Here is a 12665-nt window from a genome sequence, read left to right on the forward strand (position 1 = left end):
GGCGGTGTTTTTAAATAAAAATTCATTTTGCCTGCATTTACAACTCACCCCTTTTTGCATTGAAACCAACCTTCGCGAGAATCGATTTTTTGCGGCAAGACGAGCGATTGGTGGACAGAAAGGGCACTTATAATGTTAAAATTTCTACTGAAAACTAGACAAAATCGGTTGTGTCGCATACGTGCGCATGGGCAATGGCATGGTATACGTGTACGTTTTGCTACTGCTAGGCGCGAAGGGTTGCAGGCATGCAACCTGCGGACAACGGGACTGTATCATGGAAACGCAGAAGTAATTTGCCATTGGCAACCAGTTTCTGCTTGTGGAAAATACATTTAAAGATTGCCTCCTGGCCACTTTTTGAGACTTAATTACGTTCTGCAACTGACAAATTAGACAGAATTTCAGATATTGTCGTGCCTTTGTCTTGTACTTCATACGTGCGAGGGTATTTATCTTTGTGTTACAGCACAAAGATAATAAACTCCTCTCAATTTATAGAAAGATTAAAAGTCTAGATAACTTCATTGTATAAAACTAAATAAATATGGGTATTAAATCAGAACAAGACATTAAGAGTGCAAAAGAGACTCTCAACGCATTGTATCAGCAGATCGCGAGTACATCTGATTGTGTTGTACCTTTGTATGATGCAATAGAGGACTACTTCTTTCAGGATATTGACTACCAGCGTGTAAAGTCTCATGTCCCTTTGTGGATGAGGGATGCAGGGCGGTCGCCGGAGTCAAGAGTAGATAGGGCTTTTTATGAGCAATTACGCTCTGTATATAATGACCCTGTATCAAATAGGATTATTCACTGGTTTGATGTTCGAGGGTTGTTAGCTGCATTCCAAGATCGTGTGATGGCTGTTGGGAATTATATGGGAAAAATATATGCTCACTTGCCTGCTTATTGTTTGTATGAGGACAGTGAATATGAATCGGCCTCATGTGGGATACTTCTGATAAGGTTCATACGGCTATAAACAATGTATTTGTGTCCCTATGTTCATCGTTTGATCTTTTTACCAAGGTGGTGTATGAGTGCTCAAAGTATGACATCAATTGTTTTACAGAATATAAGAAACTGAAATGTAGGAAAGATAGTGTGTTGTATAAAAAAGTAAACTACGAATTTGAAGAACTAAAAGCTGATGGACTCTTATATAGCGAACCTCGATGTGTGAGAATTGCTTGCAGTTTTCGTGACGAGTATATTCACAATGGGTCTTGGGATTACCGCTGTGCTATCTACTACCCCTTTGTTGCGGATGGTGTAGCTGCGGAACCTTTTGTATTGATGCCTGACGTTGACGATAAAGGCCATTTGGTAACATCGGGGTCTAGAAACAAATTTTACACTAAGGGCGATAAGGTGAACGTGTTCCTTCCTGGATTCGTGAAAGATGTGATGGAACTGCTAAATAACACCATTGAAACTCTAGTTGATTTGTTAAAGAAGAAAACGGCCACAGGTAATAGGGACAAGGCTACAAACGAGGTAATTAACATGTTACAGAACTATGTTAGTTTCTTGCCTAACATAAAAAAACAATGATGTGGCAGAAGCAATATAAAAAACGTTCCTTTCTGTAATAGAAAGGAACGTTTTGTTTGTTGAGGGGTGGCTAGTCGGATTCGAACCGACGACATTCAGAACCACAATCTGACGCTCTAACCTGCTGAACTATAGCCACCATGTTTGACCTTATTTCTGAAATCGATTGCAAAGGTATAGATTTTATTTGGATATACCAAATGTTAACGGCGTTTTTTCTTGCTGTCTGCTTAATTTTGGCCATTTCAATGGTTTATTTTGCTTTCTCTTACGTGTAGCATGGAAACCAACTTGACAACCGACTAAGTTTTTGAACCGAAGTACAGGCAAAGCATGCCTAAGAGAACAAGGAACAAATCGAATGCTTTGCGTTTGAGATTTTTCTCTTGAAAGACAAGTGCGCCAAACATAAACGATACCAAAACGCTGCCTCTTCTTACCATCGACACGATGGAAATCATGGCTTGTGGCTGGCTTAGGGCATAGTAGTAGGCAAAGTCGGCTGCACAGAGAAATAGGCTTATCAGCATGATGGCCCACCTCCACTGAAAGGGTTGGGTTGTTTTGCGTTTTGGGTACCATAGCACAAGCAACACAATGCCCATCATACCGCATTGGTATAGGTTGTACCAGCTTTGTACAACCATCTTGTCTAGCCCCAATCCGCCCTGTGCTGTTGGGGTCATCAAGTATTTATCGTATAGTCCGCTGCATGCACCTAGTATGGCGGCAAGTGCGATGGCGTATATCCACTTGTTGTGTTTGAAGTCGATACCTTCTCTTTTTCCGCTCCTGCTTAAAAGGAAAAAGGAGCAAATGGCCAGAGCAACGCCCAACCATTGCAGCAGGTTGAGCTGCTCGCCATAAACAAGCATCGCCCCAACGAGTACCAGTATGGGACGTGTGGCATTTATCGGGCCAACGATTGTTAGCGGAAGATGTTTTATACCCACGTATCCAAATATCCACGAAGACAGCACTAGCATGCTTTTGAAGAAGATGTAGCCATGTGTAGATAAGTTGGTGGCCGACACGTAGAACATGTTGGCTGGTGAAAGCCAACCGAAACGACTGCCGAGGATGAATGGAATGAAGATGAGCGACGAGAAAAAGGTGTTGAGAAACAACACGGGGATAATGGCGTTACCTTTCAACGACAGTTTCTTAAATACATCGTAGAAACCTAGAAGACTGGCAGAAAGAAAGGCTAAGAGTAACCAAAGCATGTGGATTTGTTATGTTGTGAAGGGGTTATTGGGTTTCTGAGCTCGTGGTTTTTAAAGTTATTGGGGTTGTTGAACTTACGAACTCGTGGTGCAATGAAGTTGTAAACTCACGAACAAACAATCCGTGAATTGAATAACTTATGGACTGATAAACTAACGAACAAATAAGCTGTGCATACAATAACTTATAGAATTATAAACTCACGAACTTGAAAACTCAAATTAATATTGCACGTCTTCGAGAAACAAGGCATGACCAGGAACCGACTCGCCTGCTTGTTGTCGCGACTTAGAATGTAGTATGTCAACGAACTGTTCGAGGGTGATTTTGTGCCAACCCACGTCTAAAAGTGTTCCAACAATGGCGCGAACCATGTTGCGGAGAAATCTGTTTGCAGATATACGTAAATGCCATTTGGTGTCGGAAAGCTTTATCCAACGAGCCTCGTAGACCTCGCAGAAGGTGGTTTTTGCATCTGAATGGCTCTTGCAAAAAGCTCCAAAATCTTTATGCGACAATAGTATTTCAGCGGCCTCGTTCATCAATTGGAAGTCGGGTGCTTGGTGTAAGGCATACGAGTAGGCGCGACAGAAGGGGTCGCGGTCTAGATGTATGTAATAATGATAGGTGCGTTTGGTGGCACTGAACCGTGCGTGCATGTCGGCATCTACGGCTTTTATTGCGTTAATGGTGATGTCGAAGGGCAGTACACGGTTGAGTTTGTAGGTGAGTTGCACTGTGTCTAATGGGTTGTCTACATCGAAATGTGCAACCATCGTGCGTGCATGAACACCTGTATCGGTACGTCCTGCACCGACCAGTTCAACGGGATGTCTGAGCAGAAGGGACATGGCACGTTGCATTTCCGCTTGAACCGAATTGGCGTTAGGCTGAATTTGCCAGCCATGATAGGCCGTTCCGTCGTACGAAAAGTATATGAAGTATCTTTGTTTCATCCTTACAAAGGTACAAAATATAATGGTTATAGCTGTTGTATAAGTCGCCTAATTCGGAACCATTTGCGCGCAAAAAGTCCTATGGCGTAGAGGAATGCGATGAAAATGTAGGCCAAATAGGTTTGGATGAGGTTGAATTGAAGTCCGTCGAGCGTGGAGTGGGGCAGCGCGGATATGCCATTGACCAAGGTTTTCACGGCTGTGGCTAGCCATTGCATGGCATCTAACACAAAATTATGGAGTAATGGCGCGCCTTGAACGATGAAAGAGGCGAGCGTGACGTAAAGCAAGAGGGTTATGAGTGGAAGTATAAGCAGGTTGGAGAGTAGGAAATAGCATGAGAAACGCCCAAAATAATAGGCTATAATGGGCATTGTGCCCACTTGTGCTGCCACGGAAACGCAGACGATAGCCCAGATGGGACGGAGCAAATTGGCCCAACGCGTTGTGGGTTGGTAGAGTGAGAAAAACGGGGGATAAAGAAGAATGATGGATAATACGGCTATGAATGAGAGCTGGAAACTGACATCCCAAAGCGTGGAAGGGTTGGCAATGAGCATCACGATGCAGGCAAAAGCCAGCGAATTGGCCGAAAAGCGGTCGCGATGGAGCAACGAAACGAAGGCGTAGAGGGTGAGCATGAGGGCAGAACGGACAGCTCCGGGTGGCAATCCCACTAGGAAAACATAGCCCCAAAGGGTGATGGTGATGATGGTTTGTGCGATGAGTTCGGCCCAATCACGGCGCACCATGCGATAGAGAATGGTGGTGAAAAGTGCTGAAAGCACGCTGTAAATGATGCCGAGATGCAGGCCAGACAGTGCCAAGATATGGGAAACGCCTGCCTTGTTGTATGATTCGCGTTGTGTGGGGGTGAGGTTCGACTTGTCGCCGAGGGCAATGGAGGCAACCAACGCTTGGTTGTTGGCGCTTAACCTTTGTTGCCATGCGCTGTCAAGCAGGCTTTGGCGCACTTTTAATAGGCGCAAGCGTATTTTATCGACGGTGCAAATTTTGTTTATTTCGTCGTTGGTTAGTTGCGTGTTCTGCCAATCGGCAAAGTAAACAAAGGTTGTTGCGTAGATTTGGTGGGCTTGCATCCAGCGCGCAAAGTTGAACTTTGAGGATGAAAAGAGGGCAGATTCGTTGTTGAAAACCGATTGAACGGCGATTGTTGAACCTGTGGTAAGGCTCTGCCAACGATTGGTAAGCGTGTCTTTTAGGATGGATGCACGAACGAGAAAGGGCGTATGACCATCGTTTCTTTCTGATAGGTTTATCACCAAGAGGTTGCATTTTAACACCTTTCCGTGGGCTGTGGGGGTGTCGGTAACGATGGCTTTGTATGTAATGGCTTGGTTGATGGGTATTGATTGCCTATCGTTTATTTGCAAAGACATGAGCCATGCGCCAAGAAAAACAATGGAAACGAGGATGGCCATGCTGGAAATGTGCGCATGACGGATGGCCAGAACGGCAATGGCTGCTGTGCCAAGCAATAGCGAAACGCTGGTTGTGGGGTTGGAGAAAAAGGGAATGGCGTCGGCCAACACTATCCCTACGATGAGCATCAGTGCGATGCGCACCAGCGGATAGAGTTGGATGACGCCATTGGGACGTGTCATACAGGCCTCTGTGTTAGAACGAATAGGAGAAACCTATTGATACGAACTCGCGCAATTGCAGGTATCCGTGTTTCTCGTCGCGTGTTCCTCCATCGTCGAAACGTGGATAAACGAATAGTTTGGAGCTAATGAATTTGTTGAATTGGAACGTGAAAGTGTTTTCCCATTCCACTTCTGCCCTGCTGTATGTGGTATATCCGTAGAGGCGTGTTTGCCAGCTAATGGGTTCGGCTATCTTCCACATTAGGTCTACGGTAAATTCAGAACCAAAGTCGTGAAGGGTGTGGCTATCTGGTTTCAGACCATAGCGAGGACCCAACGAAAGCCTGTCTACATAGCGGAAGTTATAGGCTAGGGGAGCGAGATGTATCGAACCTTTAAGTCTTCCCTTAAACCAATCAACGTTGTAGTCCATACCAAGCGATATGTTTGTGTTGAAAGGCGACATGAAATCGGATGCCGGTTCACCGCTGTTGTTTTTATATCCGCGTAAGAATTGGGTGTAGGCCACAAGTTGTAGGGTGTAATACCACCGCTTAGAGGCTTGAAGTCCCAGCTTGCTGGTGTACCTGATGAGGTCTTCTGAGGTTTTCAGGCTGTGTAATGTGTCGCTAGGCGAAGTGATGAAACCTAGTTTTAGTTCGAGTTTATTGTCGAATTTAACCTTTTGTTTGTTGTTGTAGTTGCATTGTAAGGTAACGGCACCTACCATTGAATAGTTGCTTTCGCCACCCTTATGCCAGTTGCCCGACACATAATTTTGCAGGAATTGCAGGTAATAGTCGCCCTTGACGGTCCAGAAGTTGGGCTTGGTAACAACAACGTTGATTGGTACAGCACCAGGGTCGGTGGGTACTTGTGGTTGTTTTTCGGCCAGTCCAGCATCCGACTTGATGACAACAGGTGTTGTTTTAGCTTCGGGAGCCACATTGTGCAGCACCGTTTCGCGGTTTAACACCAAGTCGGGCCTTTTAAGGTAGATACCTAACAATGCAGAGTCGGTAAACCTAGGCCCTAGGTAATCTGCCCTTTGGTTTGGTGCCTTAGTGGTCGTGCCTTCGTCGGAGAGGTCGAAGAAGTCTTTGGCTATTCCTTCGTAGAAGGTGAGTGGCGAGAAGAGCTTGAAACTTTGGTATGGAACAACGCTCTCAACAAAATCGTTTGGAAGTGCGCTTTTGTCGTTTTGCCGATACACCTTATTATATAGGAGGGCCAGCGAGTCCTCATAACTTTTTAGCAGTGCTGTGGCATAGTCGGCTCTGTCGGTGCGGCGTGTGGGGCGCGTTTGTTGTGCTTGGAGCGTAACAACGGCAAGGATAGATAATATAAGTGTACTTAAAACGTGTTTCATTACAATTGTTTTTACTTGCAAAGATAGCTATTTTTTTCTACGTTTTGCGTTTTGTTTTACTTCTTTTTTTTATTGTTTTTGTTGGTGGCTGGCCTAGAAAAGACAGGCCACTGGCTGTGTTTTCTTCTGGGAGAACGCTCTTATTCGCCCTTCTGTTCTAGTAAGTCGGGGCGCAGTTGCCTTGTTCTTTCCAGGGCTTGTTCCATCTCCCATGTCTTTATTTTGGCCTCGTTGCCGCTGAGAAGTATGGGTGGAACTTCCCAACCTTTGTAGTTTGCAGGGCGTGTATAGATGGGCGCAGAGAGCAAATCGTCTTGAAAACAATCGGAGAAAGCACTCTGTTCGTCGCTGATAACGCCAGGGATGAGTCGCACAATGGCGTCGGCCATCACGGCGGCAGCAAGTTCGCCCCCTGTGAGTACATAGTCGCCGATGGATATTTCGCGTGTGATGAGGTGGTCGCGTACGCGTTGGTCAACGCCCTTATAGTGTCCGCAAAGTATGATGATGTTGCCTTTTAGTGACAATTCGTTGGCCACATGCTGGTCGAACTGTTGTCCATCGGGCGACGTAAATATCACTTCGTCGTATTCTCGTTGGGCTTTAAGGGCAGAAATACAGCGGTCTATGGGTTCGCATTGCATCACCATCCCTGCAAATCCACCGTATGGATAGTCGTCCACACGTCTCCATTTATCGGTAGAATAGTCGCGAAGGTTATGCAGATGTATTTCTGCTAGCTCTTTTTTTTGTGCGCGTGCCAAGATAGATTCGTGCACGAATCCCTCAATCATCTCGGGCAACACGGTGATAATGTCAATTCTCACTGTTCGATTTCCTTTCGTTATGTCGTCTATGTTAATCGCCTTTGTCAGAGGTTGTGCCTTCTGTTATGGTCGATGCGTTTGCCTTACGCTTTTTTCTTTTACGCATTTGCCACCAGATTACGCTAATGATAGCCACCACACCAAGTGCAATAATGACAACGAGTTGTATCTGGCTGTTGTACTCTTCAATCTTGTTGTTAAGGTCTTCTTTCGGTACGAACGAATGTAGATACCATCCAAGGGTGGCCAAAACGGTGTTCCAAAGGCCTGCGCCGATGGTGGTATAGAGGATGAACTTCCAAAATTTCATCTTGGAAAGACCTGCTGGGATGGATATTATCTGGCGTATGCCTGGCAGAAGTCGGCCTGTAAGCGTGGCAATGACTCCGTGGTCGTAAAAATATTTTTCGCCTTTCTCAATCTTTTCTTGGTTCAACAGGCAGAGATGTCCCAGCTTGCTGTTGGCAAAGCGGTAAATAACGGGGCGGCCGAGGTAATAGGCCGCAGCGTAGTTGGCCGAAGAACCGAGTACTGCACCTATGGTTGCGACAACCACAACGAGTACGATATTTAGTTCGCCAGCTGCTGCGCGGTAGGCGGCAGGTGGCACAATGAGTTCTGAGGGGGCGGGAATGACGGAGCCTTCGATAAACATTAGAAGCAGCACCGTCCAATAATTGAGGTTGTTTAGCAGGGGTAATAACCAGCTCATTTCTTCTTTTTACTTTTTTTGTTTTGTGATATAATTGTAGTAACTCTCTGGGTCGAGGTCTTTGGGAAAGTACTCGCCAAGGATTGTTTTAGCCTCCATGGGGTTTAGTTCGCAGGCTTTGCGCAGGAAATGCAGGAACTCCGACTCCTTATTTAGACATTTACAGCAGAGCGACATGTGCGAATATCCGTCTTTCCAATCGGCAGGAACCGATTGAAAGAGCGTGTGAAACATCCTGTAAGCCAATTGCATATAGCCGTTGTCGTATACTGATATGGCGATACGGAAATACACATTAGGAGCCGACTTTGAGTGTCTGACGGCCTCTAAGAAAAAGTTTTGGGCTGCCAAAGGGTTTCCGTTTTCCAGTTGGATGTGGCCTTTGAACACTGTTAACTCGTCTTCGTCGCCGTTACCTGTGGCTATGGCCTTGTCTACGTGTGCCAAAGCGTCGTCCACTCTGCCAAGTCTAGACAGGGCAAAGGCCGTTTCTTGGTAAATCTCTACCAAGTTAACCGACTTAGGCACGGCCATTTTTTCGGCCTTTTGCAGATGTTGCAGGGCCTCCGCAGGTCGATCGAGGTTGATGAGGGTGATGCCAATGAATATTTCTCCCGTTTCATCATCCTTATGGAGGTTGTTAAATCGGGTGTAATAAGTAAGTGCCTCTTCGTACTCGCCTAGGCTGAACATGCCGTTGGCTTTGTTAAGTAACGCCTCTTCATCGTTAGGATTGATGGCGATAGAGTATTCGCTGCTCTCGATAGAGTCTTTAATGCGATTGCTAAGAAACTGCGATGAGGCCAGCTGATTCCAGTAGGGTGAGGCAAAGGGGTTTTCTTCTACAAGTTTCTTAAATATTTCTTCGCCCTGTCGGTACTCGCCTTTACCCAATGCTATACGTCCTTGCACTTCTTGATAGTCGGCCGTTTGCGTGTTTTCGGCCATTGCGAGCCATGCTTGTGCATGGTCTATGAGGTCGTAATCCAAGTAAATGTCTGCCACATCAAGAATAAAGTCGTCCCTTTCCTCGTCGTCTTGCCATTCTAATTGCTGGCGTAAAAACTCGTCGGCCTCGTCGTTTTTGTTTTCAACGAGCATGATTTCGACACGCAAGTACACGCATTCGAGTTCCGATTGGTCGTCAACTTGCTCTAAATACCATTTTGCTTTTTTGGGATTTTGCATTAACAGCTCGTATCTGCCCATGAACACCAATGGCGGCATTGCCCCCGGGAACATGTCTACACCTTTTAGGGCGGCTTTCACAGCATCGTTCGTTCGCCCATCTGTGTAGTAATATTCGGCAATATCGGCCAGCGCGTCCGAGTCGAAGTAGGCAGTGCGCCCCTCTTGTTCGGCTTCCTCGTAGCTATGGAGTGTTTGCCGAAACTCTTCGCTGTTGAAATAGCTGTCGTTTGTCATTGTTTTTAAACAATCAAGAGGGGCGAACGGTGTTCGTCCCTCATGTTAGTGGTATGTGGCAAGGGCTATACTGCATTTAGTTCTGATAGCCTTTGCCGGATGTTAGGATGTGTCTGCGTGTACGTATCGCTACTTTGTGTGCTTATTTATTTTGTTTTGCCCACGTGTCTTTCAAACCTACGGTCTTGTTGAACACGGGATGTTCGGCAGAAGAGTCGATATCGGCCATGAAATAGCCAATGCGTTGGAATTGCAGATACTCGCCTGGTTTCTTGTTTGCTGCATAGTTCTCCACATAGCAGTTGGTGTACACCTTCTTCGAGTCCTTATTAAGCAGTTCCCTAAAATCCCTTTCGTCGGTCGATGGATTCTCTACATCGAACAATCTGTCGTAAACGCGCACCTCGGCTTGGGTGCAGTGGTCGGCCGAAAGCCAGTGAAGTGTGCCCTTAACCTTGCGGTTTGCACCCTCCATGCCGCTTTTGCTCTGTGGATCGTATTCGGCTTGCACCTCCACAATGTTGCCATCGGCATCTTTGGTGCATCCCGTACACTTGACGATGTAGGCACTTTTCAAGCGCACTTCTTGGCCAGGCGTCATTCTAAAGAACTTCTTGGGTGCATCTTCCATAAAGTCTTCGCGTTCCATCCACAGATTTCTTGAGAAGGTGATGGTGTGTGTGCCGTCGGCTGCGTTTTCGGGATTGTTCACCGTTTCCATTTCTTCGGTCTGCCCTTCGGGATAGTTTGTAATCACCAACTTAACGGGATTAACCACCGCCGTTACGCGGCAAGCACGCTTGTTGAGGTCTTCGCGTACCGAGGCTTCAAGCAAGGCCATGTCGTTAAGTGCGTCGAACTTGGTGTAGCCAATGGAATCTATGAACATGCGAACGCTTTCAGGAGAATATCCTCTGCGGCGCATACCGCATAGTGTAGGCATGCGTGGGTCGTCCCAACCACTCACCAAACCCTCGTCTACAAGCGTGTGCAACTTGCGTTTGCTCATTACCGTGTAGGTGAGGTTCAGTCGGTTGAACTCTATCTGGCGTGGTCTGAAATCGTTGATATTATCCATTTCGCCGTTCATCTCTTTAAGGAAGTCGATGAACTTGTCGTACAGTGGGCGGTGAGGAACGAACTCTAAGGTGCAGATGGAGTGCGTTACGCCCTCAAAGTAGTCGCTTTGTCCGTGTGCAAAGTCGTACATGGGGTAGGCATTCCATTGTGTTCCCGTGCGATGGTGCGGCGTATGGATGATGCGATACATGATTGGGTCGCGGAAGTGCATGTTGGGATTGGCCATATCTAGCTTTGCGCGCAGCACCATAGAGCCCTCTGGCGTGTCTGGTAGGTTCATTTTCTCGAACAAAGTGAGGCTTTCTTCAACCGGTCTGTCCCTATATGGCGATGCTGTACCAGCCTTTGTGGGTGTACCCTTCTGCTCGGCAATCTGTTCGCTTGTTTGTTCGTCGATGTAAGCGTGGCCTTTTTTAATCATCCATACGGCGAAATCCCATAGCTTTTGGAAATATTCGGAGGCGTAATAAATGTTTTCCCATTTAAATCCTAGCCACTTTATGTCGTTTAATATGTTTTCAACATACTCGTCTTTTTCCTTGCTGGGGTTGGTATCGTCGAAACGCAGGTTGCATATTCCGTTAAATTTCTCTGCTGCTCCGAAGTCCATGCAGATAGCTTTGGCATGGCCGATGTGCAGATAACCGTTTGGTTCTGGGGGAAAGCGCGTTTGTAGGCGCCCGCCATTCTTTCCCTCGGCCAGGTCTTGTTCAATGATTTGTTCTACAAAACTCAGGTTCTTTTTCTCTTCGTTTGAGTTTTCTATTCTTTCTGTCATTGTATACATTATTATATTATAGTGCAAAGGTACGATAAAGGAGCAAAATATCAAAATTCGCATTAGCTTAAATCTTGCTTTTTTAACAGGATGTGTCAAAATATGTTTTCTAACATAATAAAAAGTTTGCGTAAATAAATTTCAGGTCGTAACTTTGCACTCGTTATCCTGAATACAATCTTTTTGCCTTAAAAAAGCTAATACCTATTGAGATTAGATGCGCTGCACTGTGAAGTGTGGCGCATTTGTATTTTAGTAAGGTACGTTATGTTTTACTGCTGTCATCAATATTGTCAGTGCTATCATGTATCTGCGAACGCACTTAATTTATAGCAAATATTATCATAATAGAACGATAATTTCGCTTTCTTAAATCATTTTTGACTTGCACGAACTGGTGTATATCAGTTTTTTTCCAGTTGCTCTTTGTGCTCTCAATGCGATGAACATCTGTTTGTTGGGTTATCCATGAGCGTGACGATTGCTGTCTCTAGCTTGAAGTGTCACTTTAGTATAGAAGTTGTCTTGACTTTAAATGTTTCTATAAATTGAGAGTAGTTTATTATCCTTGTGCTGTAAAACCAAGATAAACTCGCCCCCCTCCTGTACAAACTCGCCCCCTCCTGTACAAAGTAGTGGACAAAGATACGATAAAATCTGAAATTCTGCACCATTTGTCTGTGGCAAAACATAGTTTATGACCCCAAAAGCGACTTGGCGGAAGTCCTTCAACGCCTTCTCTACAAGTTGAAAACTGGCTGTAAATAACAGATTACTTCGGCGTTTGCCTGGTGCTGTCTCCATTTGTCGTGGGTAGTATGGCGTGCAACCGCTCGTGCTGGTGGCAGCAAGTTTAGGTGCTTTCCGTGTGTTGCTTGTGGGCATGAATGCTGCATAATCGTTTTTTATTTGTCTAGTTTTCAGTACTAAATTTAACATTATGACTACCCTTTTCGTCCACCAATCGCAAACCTTGCCGCAAAAAATCGATTCTCGCGAAGGTTTGTTTTGTTAAATGGGGCTAGTATGTGAAAGCGGCAAAATGAATATTTATTACAAACAATCGTTATTAGCACCATTTTGGGGGCTATTTGGTGCTAAATGCAGTGCGTTTTGGTGCTAAA

Annotated in this window: 11 protein-coding genes and 1 tRNA gene; 2 read left to right on the forward strand and 10 right to left on the reverse strand. The window is 45.6% G+C overall.

Translation table 11 applies throughout. From position 1 onward, the window contains the following. Window positions 1-547: 547 nt before the first annotated feature. Both HMPREF2955_RS00985 and HMPREF2955_RS00990 read left to right on the forward strand, forming a co-directional pair. Window positions 548-988: a hypothetical protein gene (locus HMPREF2955_RS00985; protein WP_070720088.1), complete on the forward strand. Its 441-nt coding sequence runs from the start codon at window positions 548-550 to the stop codon at window positions 986-988. A gap of 125 nt (window positions 989-1113) precedes the next feature. Next, window positions 1114-1560 carry a hypothetical protein gene (locus tag HMPREF2955_RS00990; RefSeq protein WP_139145440.1) on the forward strand — a complete coding sequence of 149 codons (447 nt, stop codon included), beginning with the start codon at window positions 1114-1116 and terminating at the stop codon, window positions 1558-1560. 65 nt (window positions 1561-1625) lie between these two features. On the opposite strand, the gene HMPREF2955_RS00995 is transcribed toward HMPREF2955_RS00990, so the two are convergent. From HMPREF2955_RS00995 to HMPREF2955_RS16435, 10 genes are all read right to left on the reverse strand, one after another. Beyond that, window positions 1626-1699, reverse strand: a tRNA-His gene (locus tag HMPREF2955_RS00995). A 163-nt stretch (window positions 1700-1862) separates the two neighbouring features. After that, entirely contained in the window at window positions 1863-2786 is a 924-nt protein-coding gene (locus HMPREF2955_RS01000; protein ID WP_070720091.1) for a DMT family transporter, read from the reverse strand. 222 nt (window positions 2787-3008) lie between these two features. Continuing rightward, complete coding sequence (gene truA / locus HMPREF2955_RS01005; RefSeq protein WP_070720093.1) at window positions 3009-3743, reverse strand: tRNA pseudouridine(38-40) synthase TruA; 735 nt, start codon at window positions 3741-3743, stop codon at window positions 3009-3011. A gap of 26 nt (window positions 3744-3769) precedes the next feature. Beyond that, complete coding sequence (locus HMPREF2955_RS01010) at window positions 3770-5368, reverse strand: ComEC/Rec2 family competence protein (RefSeq protein ID WP_070720095.1); 1599 nt, start codon at window positions 5366-5368, stop codon at window positions 3770-3772. Between the two features lie 13 nt (window positions 5369-5381). After that, complete coding sequence (locus HMPREF2955_RS01015) at window positions 5382-6719, reverse strand: DUF3078 domain-containing protein (protein ID WP_019188517.1); 1338 nt, start codon at window positions 6717-6719, stop codon at window positions 5382-5384. A gap of 140 nt (window positions 6720-6859) precedes the next feature. Beyond that, window positions 6860-7546: a tRNA (guanosine(37)-N1)-methyltransferase TrmD gene (trmD, locus tag HMPREF2955_RS01020; protein ID WP_019188516.1), complete on the reverse strand. Its 687-nt coding sequence runs from the start codon at window positions 7544-7546 to the stop codon at window positions 6860-6862. Between the two features lie 31 nt (window positions 7547-7577). Further along, the gene (locus HMPREF2955_RS01025; protein WP_019188515.1) at window positions 7578-8258 is read right to left on the reverse strand and encodes a DedA family protein; all 681 of its coding nucleotides are present in this window, start codon (window positions 8256-8258) and stop codon (window positions 7578-7580) included. Window positions 8259-8267: 9 nt separating this feature from the next. Beyond that, complete coding sequence (locus tag HMPREF2955_RS01030; RefSeq protein WP_070720099.1) at window positions 8268-9683, reverse strand: tetratricopeptide repeat protein; 1416 nt, start codon at window positions 9681-9683, stop codon at window positions 8268-8270. 142 nt (window positions 9684-9825) lie between these two features. Beyond that, window positions 9826-11541, reverse strand: a complete 1716-nt coding sequence (locus HMPREF2955_RS01035; protein WP_019188513.1) for a glutamine--tRNA ligase/YqeY domain fusion protein — start codon at window positions 11539-11541, stop codon at window positions 9826-9828. Window positions 11542-12072: 531 nt separating this feature from the next. Beyond that, the gene (locus tag HMPREF2955_RS16435) at window positions 12073-12480 is read right to left on the reverse strand and encodes a hypothetical protein (protein ID WP_019188512.1); all 408 of its coding nucleotides are present in this window, start codon (window positions 12478-12480) and stop codon (window positions 12073-12075) included. Window positions 12481-12665 lie beyond the last annotated feature (185 nt).

The sequence above is a fragment of the Prevotella sp. HMSC073D09 genome (assembly GCF_001814145.1).
GTDB lineage: Bacteria > Bacteroidota > Bacteroidia > Bacteroidales > Bacteroidaceae > Prevotella > Prevotella conceptionensis.